The sequence below is a fragment of the Caulobacter sp. FV1ye6ST genome (assembly GCF_058681225.1).
Window position 1 is genome coordinate 1,742,867 of the sequence record NZ_CM178733.1, and the last position, 17,936, is coordinate 1,760,802.

General features: G+C 68.1%; 20 protein-coding genes and 1 tRNA gene. 12 read left to right on the top strand and 9 right to left on the bottom strand.

Annotation, left to right across the window (positions count from 1 at the left end):
- Nucleotides 1–230 precede the first annotated feature (230 nt).
- From ACW175_RS08740 to ACW175_RS08750, 3 genes are all read left to right on the top strand, one after another.
- Nucleotides 231–734, top strand: coding sequence for a GcrA family cell cycle regulator (locus ACW175_RS08740; protein ID WP_492104179.1), 504 nt, complete (start codon nucleotides 231–233; stop codon nucleotides 732–734).
- A 63-nt stretch (nucleotides 735–797) separates the two neighbouring features.
- Complete coding sequence (locus tag ACW175_RS08745) at nucleotides 798–1,010, top strand: hypothetical protein (RefSeq protein WP_492104180.1); 213 nt, start codon at nucleotides 798–800, stop codon at nucleotides 1,008–1,010.
- 137 nt (nucleotides 1,011–1,147) lie between these two features.
- Nucleotides 1,148–1,675: a MarR family winged helix-turn-helix transcriptional regulator gene (locus tag ACW175_RS08750; protein WP_492104181.1), complete on the top strand. Its 528-nt coding sequence runs from the start codon at nucleotides 1,148–1,150 to the stop codon at nucleotides 1,673–1,675.
- A gap of 4 nt (nucleotides 1,676–1,679) precedes the next feature.
- On the opposite strand, the gene arfB is transcribed toward ACW175_RS08750, so the two are convergent.
- From arfB to amaB, 4 genes are all read right to left on the bottom strand, one after another.
- Nucleotides 1,680–2,102, bottom strand: coding sequence for an alternative ribosome rescue aminoacyl-tRNA hydrolase ArfB (gene arfB / locus ACW175_RS08755; protein ID WP_492104182.1), 423 nt, complete (start codon nucleotides 2,100–2,102; stop codon nucleotides 1,680–1,682).
- A complete protein-coding gene (locus ACW175_RS08760) occupies nucleotides 2,099–2,560 on the bottom strand; it encodes a YaiI/YqxD family protein (RefSeq protein WP_492104183.1) in 462 nt (153 codons plus the stop codon). Before ACW175_RS08760 ends, arfB begins: the two co-directional genes overlap by 4 nt.
- Before the next feature lie 37 nt (nucleotides 2,561–2,597).
- Nucleotides 2,598–2,672, bottom strand: a tRNA-Thr gene (locus tag ACW175_RS08765).
- A 61-nt stretch (nucleotides 2,673–2,733) separates the two neighbouring features.
- Nucleotides 2,734–4,257: an L-piperidine-6-carboxylate dehydrogenase gene (amaB, locus tag ACW175_RS08770; RefSeq protein WP_492104184.1), complete on the bottom strand. Its 1,524-nt coding sequence runs from the start codon at nucleotides 4,255–4,257 to the stop codon at nucleotides 2,734–2,736.
- A gap of 96 nt (nucleotides 4,258–4,353) precedes the next feature.
- On the opposite strand from amaB, the gene folD reads away from it, so the two are divergent.
- The 3 genes from folD to ACW175_RS08785 are packed head-to-tail and all read left to right on the top strand — an operon-like array spanning nucleotide 4,354 to nucleotide 7,017.
- Nucleotides 4,354–5,247 carry a bifunctional methylenetetrahydrofolate dehydrogenase/methenyltetrahydrofolate cyclohydrolase FolD gene (folD, locus tag ACW175_RS08775; protein WP_492104185.1) on the top strand — a complete coding sequence of 298 codons (894 nt, stop codon included), beginning with the start codon at nucleotides 4,354–4,356 and terminating at the stop codon, nucleotides 5,245–5,247.
- The gene (locus ACW175_RS08780; protein ID WP_492104186.1) at nucleotides 5,244–5,600 is read left to right on the top strand and encodes a c-type cytochrome; all 357 of its coding nucleotides are present in this window, start codon (nucleotides 5,244–5,246) and stop codon (nucleotides 5,598–5,600) included. Before folD ends, ACW175_RS08780 begins: the two co-directional genes overlap by 4 nt.
- Before the next feature lie 13 nt (nucleotides 5,601–5,613).
- Nucleotides 5,614–7,017 carry a D-arabinono-1,4-lactone oxidase gene (locus tag ACW175_RS08785; RefSeq protein WP_492104187.1) on the top strand — a complete coding sequence of 468 codons (1,404 nt, stop codon included), beginning with the start codon at nucleotides 5,614–5,616 and terminating at the stop codon, nucleotides 7,015–7,017.
- Nucleotides 7,018–7,021: 4 nt separating this feature from the next.
- On the opposite strand, the gene ACW175_RS08790 is transcribed toward ACW175_RS08785, so the two are convergent.
- The 3 genes from ACW175_RS08790 to ACW175_RS08800 form a co-directional block, all read right to left on the bottom strand.
- Nucleotides 7,022–7,507, bottom strand: coding sequence for an Hpt domain-containing protein (locus ACW175_RS08790; protein WP_492104188.1), 486 nt, complete (start codon nucleotides 7,505–7,507; stop codon nucleotides 7,022–7,024).
- Between the two features lie 103 nt (nucleotides 7,508–7,610).
- Nucleotides 7,611–8,393: an NAD kinase gene (locus ACW175_RS08795; RefSeq protein WP_492104189.1), complete on the bottom strand. Its 783-nt coding sequence runs from the start codon at nucleotides 8,391–8,393 to the stop codon at nucleotides 7,611–7,613.
- Between the two features lie 56 nt (nucleotides 8,394–8,449).
- The gene (locus ACW175_RS08800; RefSeq protein ID WP_492104190.1) at nucleotides 8,450–9,538 is read right to left on the bottom strand and encodes a DUF2336 domain-containing protein; all 1,089 of its coding nucleotides are present in this window, start codon (nucleotides 9,536–9,538) and stop codon (nucleotides 8,450–8,452) included.
- 160 nt (nucleotides 9,539–9,698) lie between these two features.
- Between ACW175_RS08800 and glpK the strand changes: the two genes are divergently transcribed.
- The 3 genes from glpK (at nucleotide 9,699) to ACW175_RS08815 (ending at nucleotide 13,423) form a co-directional block, all read left to right on the top strand.
- The gene (gene glpK, locus ACW175_RS08805) at nucleotides 9,699–11,201 is read left to right on the top strand and encodes a glycerol kinase GlpK (RefSeq protein WP_492104191.1); all 1,503 of its coding nucleotides are present in this window, start codon (nucleotides 9,699–9,701) and stop codon (nucleotides 11,199–11,201) included.
- 69 nt (nucleotides 11,202–11,270) lie between these two features.
- Nucleotides 11,271–12,305 carry an SMP-30/gluconolactonase/LRE family protein gene (locus tag ACW175_RS08810; protein WP_492104192.1) on the top strand — a complete coding sequence of 345 codons (1,035 nt, stop codon included), beginning with the start codon at nucleotides 11,271–11,273 and terminating at the stop codon, nucleotides 12,303–12,305.
- Nucleotides 12,212–13,423, top strand: coding sequence for a Gfo/Idh/MocA family protein (locus tag ACW175_RS08815; protein ID WP_492104929.1), 1,212 nt, complete (start codon nucleotides 12,212–12,214; stop codon nucleotides 13,421–13,423). The genes ACW175_RS08810 and ACW175_RS08815 overlap by 94 nt, the downstream gene beginning before the upstream one ends.
- On the opposite strand, the gene ACW175_RS08820 is transcribed toward ACW175_RS08815, so the two are convergent.
- Together ACW175_RS08820 and ACW175_RS08825 are read right to left on the bottom strand one after the other, a co-directional pair.
- Nucleotides 13,420–14,097: a uracil-DNA glycosylase gene (locus ACW175_RS08820; protein ID WP_492104193.1), complete on the bottom strand. Its 678-nt coding sequence runs from the start codon at nucleotides 14,095–14,097 to the stop codon at nucleotides 13,420–13,422. The two genes, ACW175_RS08815 and ACW175_RS08820, sit on opposite strands and share 4 nt — an antisense overlap.
- 1 nt (nucleotide 14,098) lies before the next feature.
- Nucleotides 14,099–14,695, bottom strand: coding sequence for a LabA-like NYN domain-containing protein (locus tag ACW175_RS08825; protein ID WP_099577043.1), 597 nt, complete (start codon nucleotides 14,693–14,695; stop codon nucleotides 14,099–14,101).
- A 48-nt stretch (nucleotides 14,696–14,743) separates the two neighbouring features.
- Between ACW175_RS08825 and folK the strand changes: the two genes are divergently transcribed.
- From folK to rpoZ, 3 genes are all read left to right on the top strand, one after another.
- Nucleotides 14,744–15,232: a 2-amino-4-hydroxy-6-hydroxymethyldihydropteridine diphosphokinase gene (folK, locus tag ACW175_RS08830; RefSeq protein ID WP_492104930.1), complete on the top strand. Its 489-nt coding sequence runs from the start codon at nucleotides 14,744–14,746 to the stop codon at nucleotides 15,230–15,232.
- 93 nt (nucleotides 15,233–15,325) lie between these two features.
- Nucleotides 15,326–17,383, top strand: coding sequence for a M13 family metallopeptidase (locus ACW175_RS08835; RefSeq protein ID WP_492104194.1), 2,058 nt, complete (start codon nucleotides 15,326–15,328; stop codon nucleotides 17,381–17,383).
- Nucleotides 17,384–17,519: 136 nt separating this feature from the next.
- Complete coding sequence (gene rpoZ / locus ACW175_RS08840; protein WP_099577049.1) at nucleotides 17,520–17,879, top strand: DNA-directed RNA polymerase subunit omega; 360 nt, start codon at nucleotides 17,520–17,522, stop codon at nucleotides 17,877–17,879.
- The last annotated feature ends 57 nt before the right edge of the window (nucleotides 17,880–17,936 follow it).

Genomic DNA, 17,936 nt, shown 5'->3' on the forward strand with positions numbered 1-17,936 from the left:
ATTCCAAACCCTTATAAAATCAGGGCCGCGACCCTGTCACGGAACAATGTTCCTTAAGGCTAGCTTGAGCAGGCCCCTGCGACAATCGTTGGTATCTACGTGATTCTTTTCGCAAAAAGTGAAATCGCAAACCGTGGGTCTGCACATAAACGTTTGACGTGCGTTAACCATAAAATCTACCAATTTCCTCACGGAGCGGGCTGGCTCCGGGCTGGGCTGGGAACACGATCATGGACTGGAGCGAAGAGCGCACCGCGACCCTGAAGAAGCTTTGGCTGGAGGGCCTCAGCGCCAGCCAGGTGGCGCGCCAGTTGGGCGGCGTCAGCCGCAGCGCGGTGATCGGCAAGGTGCATCGCCTCGGCATCACGGTCCGCGAAATTCCTGTCCGCCAGCGTACCGGTGGGGTGCGCGCCCCGTCGCGGATCGCGGTCCGCCAGCGTCCGGTCCGCGAGACCACGGCCGCGCCCCACGTCGCCCCGCGCTATGAGCGCACCGAGGAAGACCTGCTGCCGACCTCAAGCATCCTGGAACTGGGGATCCACTCGTGCCGCTGGCCGATCGGCAATCCGGAAGGCGACGATTTCGGCTTCTGCGGCCGTCCGAAGATGACCATGCGCGGCTCCTACTGCGAGCAGCACACCGCCGGCGCCTTCCGCCGCCTTGGCAATGGCCAAGCTGTTGAGGCCTGGGCTCTGAAGGGCCTCAAGGAACGCGTCCAGCCGAGCCCGATGTAAGGCTGGCCGCGCCCGCTTCCTCCGACCGATTTTCCTTCTCACTCGATCCCCGAGCAGAACCCCATGAACATGGTCCTCATCGAGAACGCCGCCGGCAGCAGCCAAGTGATCACCATCATCGAGGAGTTCGCCGGCCACTCGGTGTCGCGCGATCTCAACCCCGGCGACCACGCCAGCATCCCCGTCACCCAGTTCAAGTCGATCACCGTGCGCGAGACCTATCCCGACGACTGGTTGAGCCGTGGCCTGAGCCGAAATCGCGCCGCCGCGGCGTGAAATTCCCGTCTAAATTGAACGAGATGACCCCGCGAAGCCTTTCGCGGGGTTTTTCGTTTTCCCGCAGGCTCCGTAGATTGCATGGCCGTTAACCGTGTGAGACACAGAGCGCCGTTTTGTGGGGGCGGAAAACGACTATGCGTGAGGGGGAAGAGCGGAGGGACCTGGTCGATGACCATGCGCTGCCGCTGCCGAGTTATCTGAGCTATCTACTCTATCAGACCGAACAGCATCGCCGCGCCATGGCGACCGATCTCCTGGCCCGACACGGCCTGACGTTCGCCAAGTGGGTGGCGATGATCTCGTTGCGTCGGTTCGGCAATCTGTCCATGACCCGGCTGGCCAAGCTGGCGGCCACCGACCGCACGACACTGACGCGTTCGATAGACGGCCTGATCAATGACGGCCTGGTGGCGCGCAAGGCCTCGCCCGCCGACCGCCGGATCGTGGTCATCTGCCTTACCGAAGCCGGTCGCATGCTGCTCGAGAAGATCCGCGCCGAGATCCGGCCGCTGAACCGCGACATCTGCGCCAATCTGACCACGGAAGAACAGGCGGCCATGACCCGCTACCTGCAGAAGATGCTGTCGGGTCTGATCGTCGAGCCGGACTGGAAGCAGGACGTGATCGCCTTCTCGGCCCCTGCGCCGCCGGAGATGGTTTAGTCCCTCAGTCGTCGAACTTCACCCGTCCGCGCCCGGACTTCACCGTGCCGCGCTTGGCCTTGCCGTCCAGCCGCTTGAGCTTGCTGGAATAGGTGGGCTTGGTCGGCCGCCGCGGCTTGGGTTTTTCGGTCGCGCGGCGGATCAGGTCGACGAGGCGTTCCTGGGCGTCCTGGCGGTTCATCTCCTGCGAGCGCGAGCCCTGAGAGAACAGGATCAGCACTCCGTCCTGGGTCAGGCGGCTGCCGGCCAGGGCCTCCAGCCGCGCCTTGACGTCCTCGGGCAGGGCAGGGGAGTTCCGAACGTCGAACCGCAGCTCGATCGCCGTCGAGGTCTTGTTGACGTGCTGGCCGCCGGGGCCGGAGGCGCGGGTGGCCTTCCAGACCAGTTCGTCCTCGTCGATCCGCAGCCAGGACGTGATCTCGATCATTTCGGGACCGCTCGCTTGGCCTTGACCACCAGCTGATCCAAAGCTTGCAGGAACCGCGAACGGTCTGCGTTGGCGAAGGCTGCGGGCCCCTTGGTGACCTCGCCCATCGACCGCAGGTGCTCGCCGATCGAGCGCGAGGCCAGGGCCACACCGATCGTGTCGTGGGTGAACACTCGCCCGTTCGGCGCGACGGCCGCGCCGCCGGCCTTCAGTACGCGGTCGGCCAACGGAATGTCGTTGGTCACCACCACGTCGCCCGGGCCGCAGCGCTCGGCGATCCAGTCGTCGGCGACGTCCGGACCGGCGTCGACCACGATCTGCTCGATGACCGGTGTCAGCGGCACGCGGATCCAGCTGTTGGACACCACGAAGGTCTTGAAGCCGTGGCGCGCGGCGACCTTGTAGGCCTCGTCCTTCACGGGGCAGGCGTCGGCGTCGATGAAGAGGATGGCGGTCATCGCGCGGGGCCTGAAGAGAAGGAAGACCTGAGGAAACTGGTGCCGGCGGAGAGGATCGAACTCCCGACCTTCGGTTTACAAAACCGCTGCACTACCGCTGTGCTACGCCGGCATGGGCCTGGGACCCGAGGTGAGGGCTTATGCCGTTTGCGAGGGCGGACGGCAAGGGCGCGCTAAAGATCGAAGCGCACCCCCTGTGCCAGCGGCAGGGCGCCGGAATAGTTCACCGTCGCCGTCTGCCGGCGCATGTACTGCTTCCAGCTGTCCGAACCGCTCTCGCGACCGCCGCCAGTGTCCTTCTCGCCGCCGAACGCGCCGCCGATCTCGGCGCCGGAGGGACCGATATTGACGTTGGCGATACCGCAGTCGCTGCCGGCGGCCGACAGGAAGCCCTCGGCCTCACGGACGTCGTTGGTCATGACGCACGACGATAGGCCCTGGGGCACGTCGTTCTGGATCGCGATGGCTTCGTCGAAATCCGCATAGGGCACGACATGCAGCAGCGGGGCGAAGGTCTCGCGCTGCATGCAGGCGGTCGCGGCCGGCAGGCGCGCCAGGGCGGGGCGGACATAGTAGGCGTCCGGGTGCTCGTCGATCAGCAGGCGCTCGCCGCCGGCGATGGCGCCGCCCTCGGCGCGGACCTGGTTCATGGCCTCGACGAAGGCGTCATAGGCGGCCTTGTCGATCAGCGGGCCGAGCAGCGTCGCGGCCTGGCGCGGATCGCCCACCGGCAGGCGCTGGAAGGCGGTCTCGACCGCGTCGGCTACCTTGTCGACCAGGCTCTCGTGGACGATCAGGCGGCGCAGGGACGTGCAGCGCTGGCCCGCCGTGCCCGCCGCCGAGAAAACGATGGCGCGCAGGGCCAGCGACAGGTCGGCCGAGGGCGTGACGATCATGGCGTTGTTACCGCCCAACTCCAGGATCGAGCGGCCGAAGCGTTCGGCGACCATCGGGGCCACGGCGCGGCCCATGCGGGTCGAGCCGGTGGCGCTGACCAGGGCGATGCGGGGATCGCGGGCCAGACGCTCGCCGGCGTCGCGGCCGCCCTGGATCACGGCGCAGAGGCCGTCGGGGGCGTCCTCGAACCGGGCCAGGGCGCGTTGCAGGATGGCGTGTGTGGCCAGGGCTGTCAGCGGCGTCTTCTCGGACGGCTTCCAGATCACCGGATCACCGCACACCACGGCCAGGCACGCGTTCCAGGCCCAGACGGCGACCGGGAAGTTGAAGGCGCTGATCACCGCCACGGGGCCCAGGGGATGCCAGGTCTCGCGCATGGCGTGGCCGGGACGCTCCGAGGCGATGGTCAGACCGTGCAGCTGGCGCGACAGGCCCACGGCGAAGTCGCAGATGTCGATCATCTCCTGGACCTCGCCGGCCGCTTCGGAGGCGATCTTGCCGGCTTCCAGGGTGACCAGGGCGGCCAGATCCGGCTTGGCCGCGCGCAGTTCCTCGCCGAACAGCCGGACCAGTTCGCCGCGACGCGGGGCGGGGACGACGCGCCAGGCGGCGAAGGCGCGGCAGGCCGCCGAGACCTTGGCCCCGATCTCGCGGGCGTCATCGAAGGTGACGTGGGTCAGGACCTGGCCGTCGATCGGGCCGCGCGCGGCGTGACCGGCGTCGGCGGGCAGGGCCGGGACGCCGAGCCTAGCCAGCAGCTCTTGGGCGTGGGCGGCGGGAGTCGGAAAAGACTGGGTCATGGCCTGAGCACACGCCGGGGCCGAACCGTGGTCAACCCCTCGACATTGCGAGTCTCGCCTCCAGCGTTTAGGGACGGGCCAGGCAGGAGAAGCACCATGGCGCAGGGCAAACTCATCGACGGCAAGGCCTTCGCGGCCGATCTGCGGGCGAAGATCGCCGTGGAGGTCGCCGAGCTGAAGGCGCGGCACGGGCTCACCCCGGGTCTGGCCGTGGTGCTGGTCGGCGAGGACCCCGCAAGCCAGGTCTATGTCCGCAACAAGGGCGAGCAGACCGAGGCCGCCGGCATGTATTCCGAGACCCATCGCCTGCCGGCCGAAACCACGCAGGACGAGTTGCTGGCCGTGGTCGCCAAGCTGAACGCCGATCCGAAGATTCACGGCGTGCTGGTCCAGTTCCCGGTGCCGGCCCACATCAGCCAGATGGACGTCGTGGCGGCCCTGTCGCCGGACAAGGACGTCGACGGCCTGACCGTGACCAACGCCGGCCGCCTGGCCAGCGGCCTGCCGGCCCTGGCGCCCTGCACGCCGACCGGCTGCATGATGCTGCTGAAGGACGTGATCGGGGATCTCTCGGGCAAGACCGCCGTGGTCATCGGCCGCTCGAACCTGATGGGCAAGCCGATGGCCCAGCTGCTGCTGGCCGCCGACTGCACCGTGACCATCGCCCACTCGCGCTCCAAGGACCTGCCGTCGATCGTCCGCCAGGCCGATATCGTCGTCGCCGCCGTCGGCCGGGCCGAGATGGTCAAGGCCGATTGGGTCAAGCTGGGCGCGGTGGTGATCGACGTCGGCATCAGCCGCTTTCCGGCCCGCGATCCCGAAGCCGCCGCGGCCGGCAAGACCCGACTTGTCGGCGACGTCGCCTTCGACGAGGTTCGCGAGGTCGCCGGCGCGATCACGCCGGTTCCTGGGGGCGTCGGGCCGATGACCATCGCGTGCCTGCTGGCCAACACCGTGACGGCCGCCAAGCGCCTGACGGGGATCGCATGATGCGGGTGGCGTTGGTCGTCGCCGCCCTGACCCTGTCGGCTTGCGGGGCCAAGACCGCGCCGCCGCCGACGCCGGAGCAGGCCCTGGCCTTGCGCCCCGCCGACGCGCGTCTCTCGGGCCTGTACGAGACCTCCTGCCACGCCTGCCACGCCATCCCGGGCACGGGCGCGCCGCTGGTCCACGACCGCGCCGCCTGGGACGCTCGCTGGGAGCAGGGCGAGGCCACGCTGCTGGATCATGCGATCCAGGGCTACAACGCCATGCCGGCGACGGGTCAGTGCGCGACTTGCACCCCGGCCGATTTCCAGGCCCTCATACGATTCATGGCGGGGCGCGAAGACCCCGCGAAATAGAGGCGGGGAAGCGATGATCTCCAGGCGCGGAGCCCTGATCGCGGGCGCGACGGGGGCGGTGGTGGTCGCCGGCGGCGGCGTCGCCGCCTACAAGGTCGCCACCGGAGACAAGCCCGAACCGCCGTCGCCGCCCTCGGTCGACGCTCAGGGCAGGCTGCTTTGGCGCAACTGGTCCGGCGTCCAGCACGCCTATCCCGCCGCCCGCCTGGCGCCCAAGGACGAGGGCGAACTGGCCACCGTGCTGAAGGTCGCGCAAGCTCCGATCCGCCCCGTCGGCGCGGGACACTCGTTCACCGCCCTGGCGCCCACCAACGGCACATTGATCTCGCTGGACTCGCTATCGGGCGTGGTCGGCTGGGAGGGTGACGAGGCGATCGTCCGCACCGGCACGCGGCTGGGCGCCCTGGGTCCGATGCTGGCCGGGAAGGGCCGGGCGCTGCCCAACCTGCCCGACATCAACAAGCAGTCGCTGGGCGGCGCGCTGGGCACGGCGACCCACGGCACGGGCGCCAGGATCCAGGCCATGCATGGCAGCGTCACGGGCCTGCGGCTGGTCACGCCCTCGGGCAAGGTCATCGACGCCGACGCGACCAGGAACCCCGAGGTGTTCCAGGCCGCCCGCGTCTCGCTGGGCGCGTTGGGCGTCATCACCCAGGTTCGGATCAAGACCAGCGCCAACCGGCGCCTGCGCCGCCGCGTCTGGCTGGAACCGTTCGAGGAAGCGCTCGCCAAGGCCGAGACGCGCTGGGCCCAGCACCGCAACTTTGAGTTCTACGCCGTGCCGTTCACGGGACTGGCGGCTAATATAAGCCATGACGAGACCGACGATCCGGCCGAACCGCGTGGCCCGGACCAAGACACCGAGTTCCTTCAGGCGCTGCGAGGACTACGCAACCTGCTCGGCTTCGCCACGCCGCTGCGCAAGGCCGCCGCCCACGCGCTGCTGTCGACCGCCAAGCCGGAGACCGCGGTCGACGAGGGCTGGAAGCTGCTGTCGACCGAGCGGCCGGTGCGCTTCAACGAGATGGAGTTCCATCTCCCCGTCGAGAACCAGCTGAAGGCGCTGGAGGAGGTGGTTCGCACCATCGAGAAGGAGCGGCCGGACGTCTTCTTTCCGATCGAGGTGCGCCGCATCGCACCGGACGAGGCGTGGCTGTCGCCATTCCAGGGCGGGCCGCGCGGCTCGGTCGCGGTGCATGCCTACTACCGCGACGACTTCACGTTCCTGTACACCTTGATCGAGCCGATCTTCCGCCGCTACGACGGCCGGCCGCACTGGGGCAAGCTGCACACGCTGAACGGCGGCCAGCTGGAGGCGATCTATCCGCGCTGGAAGGACTTCCTGGCGGTGCGCCAGGCGCTGGACCCGGAGGGCCGGATGCTCAATCCCTATCTCAAGGGCCTGTTCGGCCTTTGAGCGACTACGCCGCGCTGCCCAGATACTCGGTGACGCGGGCTTCCAGCTCGGTGATCAGCGCCTTGCCGACCGGGTGCGTATCGACCTTGATGTCGTCGCGCACGCAGGCCTTGATCGCGTCGATGTGGGCGTCGACCAGGAACATCGGCGCCGACAGGCGGGTGTCCGGATCGTCGATCAGCTTGCAGAGCGAGGCGGCCAGACGGGTGATCAGCGGGAATTCGTAGGTGGCGCCGAGGCCCTTCAGGTCGTGGGCGCGTAGATAGAGGGTCTCGACCGTCTGGGCGTTCAGGCCTGCGGTGCGGACGTCCTGGCGGGCGGCCTCCAGCTTGACGATCTCGTCGTTCAGCCACTGGGCGAAGTTGCCGGACAGGCTCTTCAGCGCCGCCTCGGCCTTCGCTATGGCCGCCATGTCGATTCCGCCACGCCCGCCCACCTTGAGCTTGAGCATGTTCGGCACCTGGATCACTTCAGCGGTCTTATTCGTCACGGGCGCCTCCCCAGCGGCGGATAGTTGGGTAAGCGCTAACATAGCAGGCGTTAATATTAGATGAGACGCCGCTTTCCGCGACCCAACGTCTCAGGCGCCAGACTTAAGCGGAGAACTGCTCGGCCAGAACTCTTTCCTCCAGGCTGCGGCCGGCGTCGAAAAGCATCGACAGCGAGGTGCCCCGGTCTTCGGAGATGTGCACCTCCAGCACGTCGCGGACCTCGAAGTTGTCCGCCACGGCGCTGACGGGGCGCTTGTCGGCTTCCAGGATCTCGAAGGTGACCCGCGAGGACTGCGGCAGCAGGGCGCCGCGCCAGCGGCGGGGACGGAAGGCGCTGATCGGCGTCAGGGCCAGCACCTGGCCGTCGATCGGGATGATCGGGCCGTGCGCCGAAAGATTGTAGGCGGTCGACCCGGCCGGGGTGGCCAGCAGGGCGCCGTCGCAGACCAGCTCGCCCATCCGCACCTTGCCGTCGATCGAGATGCGCAGCTTGGCGGTCTGGCGCGTCTGGCGCAGCAGCGAGACCTCGTTGATGGCCAAGGCCCGGTGCTGCTTCCGGTTCGAATCGATGGCGACCATGGCCAGCGGATGGATGACGGCGCGCTCGGCGGCGTTGATCCGCTCCAGCAGGCCGTCCTCCGAATATTCGTTCATCAGGAAGCCTACCGACCCGCGATTCATGCCGTAGATCGGCGTCTGGCTGGCGATCGCCTCGTGGAGGGTCTCCAGCATGAAGCCGTCGCCCCCCAGCGCCACGATGACCTGGGCGTTCTGGTCGCCGACATCGCCATAGCGGGCCATCAGCCGTTCCCGCGCTTCCTGGGCTTCGGGTCGGTCGCTGGCCTTGAAGGACAGGCGAGTCACGAAGGGTTGCGCTTGGTACATGCGGCCAAGTGGCGGGAAGCCTACGGGCTTGTCAAACGCCGGATCAGGCCGTCGGATCAGGCTTGGCCGACGGCCTGGCGGAAAGCCATGCCGGCGATGTCCGGCGTGAAGGGGCCAAAGGCGCTGGCGGCGCGGCGCACGCCCTCGTCGCCGCCGCCCGGACGTCCGCCGTTCAGCTGGCGGACATGCTCCAGGATGGTCGGGAAAACGCTGCGGTCGATGCCCACGGCCGAGCAGGCCAAGGCCAGCAGCTCGGGACGGCCGCTGTCTATGGCGCGGCGGATCTGGACGGGCTCGAACTTGCCCAGGCGCGCCAGGGCCATGACGAACAGCTGCAGCCGGCCTTCGCGCAGCACGCGCAGCAGGTAGCCTGGACGCAGCTGGCCGGCGGAATCGAGCTTCTCGATCAGCGAGCGCTCCATCTCCTCGCGGTCCTCGTCGAGCTCGACCGGGCCGACCGCCTCGCTGTTGGCGTCGCCGCGATGGGCCGCGTGCAGGGCGTCGTGGACGGCGGCCTGCATCTTGGACGGATCCAGCTGGAAACGCGCCGTCAGGGCGTCGCGCAGCGCGCGGCCGACCAGCAAATAGAGCTGCTCGGCCAGGTCGGTGGAAAGCTTCGGGTGCCGGGCCAAGGGCGAGCGCAGGGCGACAACCTCGCGCGAGCGATTCACCAGCCGGCTCATGGCGTCGGGCGAGATCTGGGCGGTGTCGTTCGAGGCCAGGGCGGTCAGCACGGCGGGTTCGTCGCGGCTGATGATGGCCTCGACCACCTGCGCCTGCAGGTGCGGGCGTCGGGCGATCTCGATCTGGTGTTCCAGCGTCGCCTGGACCAGCAGGCGGATCAGGTCGTGATCCTGCAGCACCGGGCTGCGGGCGATGATCGGGCGGGCAATGTCGATCTCGTCCAGCGCCATGATGTTGATCAGGGCCGAGGGCGCCCAGTCGGCGTCGGCCAGGCGTTCGGACAGCCGGTGGCGGATGTCGCGCTCGGCCTCGACCACCAGGGTCATGAAGATGGAATTGAGCAGGGCCTGGATGTCGGGGTCGGTCGGCTCGCCGCTGGCCTGGCCGGCCTCGCAGAGATCGATGATCCCGGTGAGCAAACGTTCACGATCGCCGGGCTCGCGACTGCGAGCCAGCTTCATGAGCGATGCGATCTCGACGGCTTGGATGGCCCGCTCCTTCGAATCCGGAAGACCCGATCAGGATGACCTTGCGGCCCCCAAATGAAAACATGCTTAAACAGGCCAAGAACGCCGATGCGCCGTTGCGCGTCGAGATGTCGCAAGCTGGAGCGGAGGATACGTGACCCCAGATACCGAAAGGGACCTGATCCTGGCCCTGGACCAGGGCACGACCAGCACCCGGGCCATCCTGTTCGACCGCGCCGGCCAATCCCAGGGCGAGGCCTCGCGTCCGCTCCGCCAGAGCTATCCGCGCGACGGCTGGGTCGAGCACGACGCCGAGGAGATCTACGCCGCCTGCGTCGCGGTGCTGCGTGAAGTGGTCGAAACCTCGGGCAGGGCGGACGCCATCGCCGCCATCGGCATCACCAACCAGCGCGAGACGGTGGTGGTCTGGGACCGCGCCACCGGCCGCCCGATCCATCCGGCCGTCGTCTGGCAGGACCGCCGCACGGCCGAGGTATGCGCGACGCTGAAGGCGGCGGGCCACGAGCCGCGCGTCACCGAGGTGACGGGGCTGCTGCTGGATCCCTATTTCTCGGCCACTAAGATCGCCTGGATCCTCGACCGGGTCCCGGGCGCGCGAGCGCGGGCCGAGGCGGGCGGCTTGCTGTGCGGCACCATGGACTGCTGGGTGATCTGGCGGCTGACCGGCGGGGCGGTGCACGCCACCGACGCCACCAACGCCTCGCGCACCCTGCTGTTCGACATCGGCGCGCAGGACTGGTCGCTCGAGATGCTGGACCTGTTCAAGGTTCCCGCGCCCCTGCTGCCCAAGGTGCTGGACTGTGTCGACGACTATGGCGAGACGAGCGCCGAGCTGCTGGGTCGCCCCGTTCCGATCCGCGGCGCGGCCGGCGACCAGCAGGCCGCGCTGATGGGGCAGGGCTGCGTCGCGCCGGGCCAGATGAAGGCCACCTACGGCACCGGCTGCTTCATGCTGATCAACACCGGCGAGGATCGTCCGGTCTCGCGCTCGCGCCTGTTGACCACGGTGGCGGCGCGGGTCGGAGGCAGGACCACCTATGCCCTGGAAGGCTCGATCTTCGTGGCGGGGGCGGCGATCCAGTGGCTGGGCGAGGGTCTGGGCGTCACCGGCGGCCCGCGCGCGGCCGAGGCCCTGGCCCGGGCGGCCAAGGCCGACCACGGCGTCGTGGTGGTGCCGGCCTTCACCGGCCTGGGCGCGCCCTGGTGGGACGCCAAGGCGCGGGGCGGCATCTTCGGCCTGACCCGCGACGCCGGCCTGCCGGAGATCGCCGCGGCGACCTTCGACGCGTGCGCCTTGCAAAGCCGCGACCTGATCGAGGCCATGCGCGCCGACGCGCCCTCGGCCTTCGGGGAAGCCGCGCAGCTACGCATCGACGGCGGCATGTCCAAGAGCGCCTGGTTCTCGCAGCGGCTGGCCGACCTGACTGGAATGTCGGTGCGCCGCGCCAGCTACCAGGAGACCACGGCCCTGGGCGCGGCCTTGTTCGCCGGCGTGGGCGCGGGGCTCTACGCCTCGGTGGAAGAAGCGGCCGAGGCCAGTCCCGCCGCCGAGACCCTGTCGCCGTCGATCAAGGACCACGAGCGCGAGGCCGCCTACGCCCGCTGGCTGGACGCGGTTCCGCGTGTGCGACTTTAGTCGAACGTTGGTTGCGGTAACATCGACGTCGCCTCATAACCCTCTGACAAAGAAGAAGCGGAGATCGCCATGACCACCCGTCGCGCCGTGCTGGGCGCCGGAGCCGCCCTGATCGCTGGCGGACAGGCCCTGGCCGCTTCGCCGGCCTATCCGAAGATCGGCAAGATCCGCCGCCTCTCGCCGGAGCTGGACGCCATCCTCGACGTCCATGCGCCGATCGAGCAGATCGCCGATGGGATCACCTGGGCCGAGGGGCCGGCCTGGCACTGGGAAAGCAAGTCCCTGCTGTTCTCGGACGTGCCCGGCAACGTCATGTACCGCTGGACGCCCAAGACCGGGAAGACCGAGTTCCTCAAGCCGTCCGGCTATGACGGCCCGCCGACCAAGATCTTCCGCGAGGCCGGCTCGAACGGCGCGATCATCACCCTGGCCGGGGACCTGGTCATCGCCGACTGCGGCAATCGCGGCCTGGCCAAGGTGGATCTGGCGACCAAGAAGAAGACGGTTATGGCCGGCGTCTACAAGGGCAAGAAATTCAACAGCCCCAACGACCTGGTCGAGGTCCGCGATGGGGCGCTGAAGGGCTCGCTCTACTTCACCGATCCGCCCTACGGCTTGGAAGGCGGCGACGCCTCGCCGGCCAAGGAACTGGCGTTTAACGGCGTCTATCTGCTGCGCCCGAACGGTGAGGTGGCGCTGGTCGACGACACGCTGTCGTTCCCGAACGGCGTGGGTCTGTCGCTGGATGGCAAGCGGCTCTACGTCTCGATCTCGGACCCCAAGCGGCCGGTGATCATGGCCTACGACCTGGGCGCGGACGGCCTGCCCAGGTCGTCAAAGGTGTTCTTCGACGCTTCCGAGTTGCTCAAGGCCGGCGGCCCGGGCCTGCCGGACGGCATGAAAGTCGACGCCAAGGGCAACCTGTTCGCCAGCGGGCCGGGCGGGATCATGATCCTGACGCCGGAGGCCAAGCTGCTAGGCGTCATCGAGACCGGCGGGCCGGCCGCCAACTGCGCGTTCGGCGAGGACGGCAAGACGCTGTTCTTGACCTCCAATCACATCGTGGCGCGCGTGCGCACCAAGACTTCCGGCCTGGCCTGGTAGGAGAGAGCGACATGGACGAGATCAGCAAGCGGACATTCCTGGCGGCTGGTCTCGCCGCTACGCTGCCACTAACCGCCCCATCTTTGGAGGCCGAGGCGGCGGAGCCCGGCCGCAAGCTGGGCTACGCGATCCTGGGCCTGGGCTACTACGCCACCAAGATCATCATGCCCCGCTTCGCCGAGTGCGAGCACTCCAAGCTGGTGGCCCTGGTCAGCGGCACGCCCGAGAAGCTGAAGACGTTCGGCGAGCAGTACGGCATCCCGGAGAGCCACCGCTACAGCTACGAGACCTTCGACAGGATCGCCGACAATCCGGACGTCGACATCGTCTATGTCATCACCCCCAACAGCCTGCACCGGGTGTTCACCGAGCGGGCGGCCAAGGCCGGCAAACACGTGATGTGCGAGAAGCCGATGGCGACGAACTCGGCCGACGCCGAGGCGATGATCGCCGCTTGCAAAAAGGCCGGCCGCAAGCTGATGATCGGCTATCGCAGTCGCTTCCAGGCCCACAATATCGAGGCCATCAAGCTTTCGCGGGAGGGGGCCTTCGGGCCGGTGCGGACCATCGTCGCCGACCACGGATTCACGATCGGCGATCCGACCCAGTGGCGGCTGAAGCGGACCCTTTCCGGCGGCGGCAGCCTGATGGACATCGGCATCTACAGCTTGAACGCCGCCCGCTACCTGGCCGGCGAGGAGCCCGTGGCCGTCAACGCCTTCGAGTCCACCGACCGCTCCAACATCCGCTTCAAGGAAGTGGAGGACATCGTCGGCTTCCAGCTGCTGTTCCCGTCTGGCGCGGTGGCCAACTGCAATTCGACCTACACGACCAACGTCAACCGCTACCGCGTCTCGGGGCCGAAGGGCTGGGTCGAGATCGAGCCGGCCACCAGCTACCAGGGCCAGGCGATGCGGGCGTCGCTGAATGGCCAGACCGGCCCACTCGAGCCGACCTCGCAAGCCAAGAACCAGTTCTCGGCCCAGCTGGACCACCTCTCCGAGTGCATCCTCACCGGCCGGGAGCCGATCGTGCCCGGCGAGGAGGGCCTCAAGGACATGCGCCTGATCGAGGCGATCTACCGCGCGGCGCGGGAAGGACGGACGGTGAAGGTCTAGGCGTCCTCGTCCAGATAGGCCTTAACCCGCGCGAACAGGTCCTCGAACATCGGCGTCGTCAGGCGGCCGGTGTTCGTGTTCAGGCGCGAGCAGTGGTAGCTGTTGAAGATCCGATAGGGACCGGCCTGGAACTCCGAACCGTGGCCGGGAACGCCCGCCGAAGCCTTCAGGCCCAGGGCCTTCAGCACATTGCGCCGGGAGACGTCGCCGAGGGTGACGATGGCCTTCAGGTTGGGGAACATCTCCAGCCGCGCGGTGAGGAACGGGCGGCAGTTGTTCTCTTCCGAGGTCTCGGGCTTGTTGCCGGGCGGGGCGCAGCGGACGGCGTTGGTCACCGCCGCGCCGACCAGCTGGAGCGAGTCATCGGGGCGCGCCTCGAACTTGCCGGTGGCGAAGCCGAACTTGATCATCGTGTCGTAGAGCAGCGTCCCGGCATAGTCCCCGGTGAACGGCCGGCCCGTGCGGTTGGCGCCCTTGCGGCCGGGGGCCAGGCCGGCGACCAGCAAGCGCGCATCCTTGTCGCCGAACGACGGGGCAGGGCCGTTGAACCAGTCCGGATAGAGCGCCTGGTTCTCGCGGCGATAGGCCACCAGGCGCGGGCACAGCGGGCAGTCGCGCGGCGGTTCGGCGGGGTTGGGGACGGTCTCGCCGACGATGTTGGAAACCTGGCTCATCTCAATACTCGTCGTCGGCTTCGCGTTCGGCCAGGGTGCGGGTGTCCGCCGCCGGGCGAGGCTGGACCCGCTGCGGGCGGCCGATGATGTTCCCGAGATCGGCGAGGTCGACGAAGTTGTCGGCCTGGCGGCGCAGGTCGTCGCTGGTCATCGGCGGCTGGCTCTTCATGGTCGAGACCACGGTGACGCGGCGGCCCTTGCGCTGGACAGCCTCGACCACGGCGCGGAAGTCGCCGTCGCCGGAGAACAGCACCAGGTGGTCGGCCGTTTCGGCGATCTGCAGCATGTCGACCGCGATCTCGATGTCCATGTCGCCGCGCCAGCGCTTGCGGCCCTGGCTGTCGGTGAACTCGCGGGCTGGCTTGGTCACCAGGGTGAAGCCGTTGTAGTCCAGCCAGTCGACGAGGGGGCGGATGGGCGAATAGTCGTCGTTCTCGGCTATCGCGGTATAGTAGTAGGCCCGGATCAGGACGCCGCGCTTTTTGAACTCGTCGAGCAGCTTGCGGTAGTCGATGTCGAAGCCCAGGGACTTGGCGGCGGAATAGAGATTGGCGCCGTCGATGAACAACGCCAGACGGTCGGTCGGATAGAAGGTCACGGTAATCCCTTGAAAAATCAGGTCGCTCGAAATGACTTGGACGAGGCCGTGATCGTGGCGCTCGGCAGCAATCTGCCCGGACCCTATACGAGTCGCGAGGCGCTGTTGGAAGCCGCGCTAGCGGCTCTGCCGGACGTGGGACTGACGCTGACGACGCGCTCGACCTGGTGGAGCTCGGCGGCGTGGCCAGATCCCGCGGGGCCCGAATATCTGAACGGCGTGGCCATCGTGACCACCGACCTGTCGCCGGACGAGACCCTGGCGGCGCTTCACAGGATCGAGGAGCGTTTTGGAAGGGCGAGGGGAGAGGCCAACGCGCCGCGCACCCTGGACCTCGATCTCATCGCCCACGGCCGGACGGTATTGGACGGCGACCTCGTCTTGCCGCATCCGCGCGCCCAGGACCGGCTGTTCGTGATGGGACCGCTGGCCGAGCTGGCCTCGGCCTGGGTCCACCCCGTCAGCGGCGAGCCGGCCTTCCGGCTAGCGGCGAACGCCAGCGTCGGTCGCGACGCGCGCTCCATTGCCAAGGTTTAATTCCCGTTCGGATGAAGCGTCGCCCATAGTCCGGCCAAATTTCGGCGCCCCATTCCCTGCAAAGCGTCCCGCACGCTCATCTGGACCACGCACATGACCCTGACTCGTTCGCTGCTCGCCTGCGCCGCCGCGTGCGCTCTACTCACCGCCGCGCCCGCCGCCTTCGCCCAGGCCCAAATGGCCGCCAAGAGCGGCGTCGACCTGACCTCGATCGAGAAATCCATCAAGCCGGGCGACGACTTCTGGACCTATGCCAACGACAAGTGGGTCAAGGCCCACCCGATCCCGGCCGACCGCAGCAGCTACGGCATCACCGCGGTGATGGTCGAGGAGGCCAACAAGCGCACGGTCGACCTGATCCAGGACGCCGCCAAGGGCGGGGCGGGCGACGGCAAGAAGGTCGGCGACTACTACGCCAGCTACATGGACGAGGCCGGCATCGAGGCCAAAGGCCTGACGCCGCTGAAGGCCGACCTGTCCCGCATCGCCGCGATCAAGGACAAGACGCAGCTGGCCAAGGTGCTGGGCGGCAATATCCGCGCCGACGTGGACGCCCTGAACGCCACCGATTTCTACACCGACAACGTGCTGGGCCTGTGGGTCTCGCCGTCGTTCGACGACACCAGCAAGTACGCGCCGTTCCTGCTGCAGGGCGGTCTCGGCATGCCCGACCGCGAGTACTACGTCTCGGACAAGCCCTCGATGGTCGAGGCGCGGACCAAGTACCTGGCCCACGTCGAAAAGATCCTGACCCTGGGCGGCGTCGCCAACGCGGCGGCCAAGGCCAAGGCGATCGTGGCGCTGGAGACCCAGCTGGCCCAGGCCTCGGGCACGCGCGCCGACAGCGCCGACGTCCAGAAGGCCAACAACAGCTGGACCCCGGCCGATTTCGCGGCCAAGGCCCCAGGCCTCGACTGGAGCGCCTTCTTCGCCGCCGCCAAGCTGTCGGGCCAACCGCGCTTCATCGTCTGGCATCCGAGCATGGTCACCGGCTTGGGCAAGGCCGTGGCCAGCGTCTCTCTGGACACCTGGAAGGACTACCTGACCTTCCACCTGATGGACCACTACAGCAACGTCCTGCCCAAGGCCTTCGTCGACGAGCGCTTCGCCTTCTACGGCCAGGGCCTGCAGGGCACGCCGCGGCTGTCGCCGCGCTGGAAGCGGGCGGTCGGCTCGACCAACGCCGTGCTCGGCGAGGCGGTCGGCAAGCTCTATGCCGACAAGTACTTCTCGGCCCAGGCGAAAGCCGAAGTGACGGCCATGGTCGACAATATGAAGGTCGCCTTCGAGAAGCGCATCGACGGTCTGGACTGGATGGACCCCGCGACCAAGGCCGAGGCCCGCAGGAAGGTGGCGGTGCTGAAGGTCGGCGTCGGCTATCCGGATGCGTGGCGCGACTACTCGGCCTATGCGGTGGTGCGCGGCGACGCGTTCGGCAACGTGCAGCGCGCGGAAGCCTTTGACTACGCCACCGACCTCGCCAAGCTGGGCCAGCCGGTCGATCGCGGCGAGTGGGTGATGACGCCGCAGACGGTCAACGCCGTGAACCTGCCGATGCTGAACGCCCTGAACTTCCCGGCCGCCATCCTGGCCCCGCCGAACTTCGACCTGGCCAATGACGCCGCCGCCAACTACGGCGCGACCGGGGCCACGATCGGCCACGAGATCAGCCACAGCTTCGACGACCAGGGCGCGCAGTTCGACAGCCAGGGGCGCCTGCGCAACTGGTGGACTCCGGCCGACTTCGACCACTTCCAGAAGGCCGGCGCGGCGCTTGCGGACCAGTTTGACGCCTACAAGCCGTTCCCGGATCTGGCGGTGAACGGCAAGCAGACGCTGAGCGAGAACATCGCCGACGTCGCCGGCCTGGGCGCGGCGCTGGACGCCTATCACGCCTCGCTGGGCGGCAAGCCAGCGCCAGTGATCGACGGCATGACCGGCGACCAGCGCTTCTTACTGGCCTTCGCCCAGAGCTGGCTCGGCTATACCCGTCCGGCGGCCCTGCGCCAGCAACTGATCACCGACGGTCACGCCCCGGACCAGTACCGCGCCTCGACGGTGCGCAACATCGACGACTGGTATGCGGCGTTCGGCGTGAAGCCAGGCGACGCCCTCTACCTGCCGCCGGAAAAGCGCGTGAAGGTCTGGTGATCTGGACTACTCTGGACATTGACTCGCGAAGGGGGCATAAGCGCCCCCTCGCGAAAGCAGGATAATCGTGCGCGGCGTTGCGTGTCGCCGCACACAAGCCTATTTTGCGATTGCTAATCGGCAGCCCGAGGAACTCATGGCCCGCGTCACCGTCGAAGATTGCGTCGAGAAGGTTCCGAACCGCTTCTCGCTGGTTCTGCTCTCCGCGCACCGCGCCCGCGCCATCTCGGCCGGCGCCGCCCTGATGGTCGACCGTGACAACGACAAGAACCCGGTCGTCGCCCTGCGCGAGATCGCGGACGATGTCATCGACCACGAAGGCCTGAAGGAACACCTCATCAGCACGCTGCAACGCGTCGATGAGCACACCGAAGCCGAGGAAGAGGCCGAGACCCTGGCCCTGCTGGCCGATCCGAGCCACATGCAGATGAGCGAACTGGAACTGGTTCGCGCCCTGCAGAGCGACCGCGACGGCGGTCAGGAGGAGCGGTACTGAGCCCCGAAGGCGCAGACCCTCTGACCCTGCGAGCGGCCACTTCGACCGCTCTTTCCG

Excerpts from the sequence above, each read along its gene's own strand:
- ACW175_RS08740 (WP_492104179.1), top strand. The coding sequence starts at position 231 with ATGGACTGGAGCGAAGAGCGCACCGCGACCCTGAAGAAGCTTTGGCTG.
- ACW175_RS08745 (WP_492104180.1), top strand. The coding sequence starts at position 798 with ATGAACATGGTCCTCATCGAGAACGCCGCCGGCAGCAGCCAAGTGATC.
- ACW175_RS08750 (WP_492104181.1), top strand. The coding sequence starts at position 1,148 with ATGCGTGAGGGGGAAGAGCGGAGGGACCTGGTCGATGACCATGCGCTG.
- arfB (WP_492104182.1), bottom strand. The coding sequence starts at position 2,102 with ATGATCGAGATCACGTCCTGGCTGCGGATCGACGAGGACGAACTGGTC.
- ACW175_RS08760 (WP_492104183.1), bottom strand. The coding sequence starts at position 2,560 with ATGACCGCCATCCTCTTCATCGACGCCGACGCCTGCCCCGTGAAGGAC.
- amaB (WP_492104184.1), bottom strand. The coding sequence starts at position 4,257 with ATGACCCAGTCTTTTCCGACTCCCGCCGCCCACGCCCAAGAGCTGCTG.
- folD (WP_492104185.1), top strand. The coding sequence starts at position 4,354 with ATGGCGCAGGGCAAACTCATCGACGGCAAGGCCTTCGCGGCCGATCTG.
- ACW175_RS08780 (WP_492104186.1), top strand. The coding sequence starts at position 5,244 with ATGATGCGGGTGGCGTTGGTCGTCGCCGCCCTGACCCTGTCGGCTTGC.
- ACW175_RS08785 (WP_492104187.1), top strand. The coding sequence starts at position 5,614 with ATGATCTCCAGGCGCGGAGCCCTGATCGCGGGCGCGACGGGGGCGGTG.
- ACW175_RS08795 (WP_492104189.1), bottom strand. The coding sequence starts at position 8,393 with ATGTACCAAGCGCAACCCTTCGTGACTCGCCTGTCCTTCAAGGCCAGC.
- ACW175_RS08800 (WP_492104190.1), bottom strand. The coding sequence starts at position 9,538 with ATGAAGCTGGCTCGCAGTCGCGAGCCCGGCGATCGTGAACGTTTGCTC.
- ACW175_RS08810 (WP_492104192.1), top strand. The coding sequence starts at position 11,271 with ATGACCACCCGTCGCGCCGTGCTGGGCGCCGGAGCCGCCCTGATCGCT.
- ACW175_RS08820 (WP_492104193.1), bottom strand. The coding sequence starts at position 14,097 with ATGAGCCAGGTTTCCAACATCGTCGGCGAGACCGTCCCCAACCCCGCC.
- ACW175_RS08835 (WP_492104194.1), top strand. The coding sequence starts at position 15,326 with ATGACCCTGACTCGTTCGCTGCTCGCCTGCGCCGCCGCGTGCGCTCTA.
- rpoZ (WP_099577049.1), top strand. The coding sequence starts at position 17,520 with ATGGCCCGCGTCACCGTCGAAGATTGCGTCGAGAAGGTTCCGAACCGC.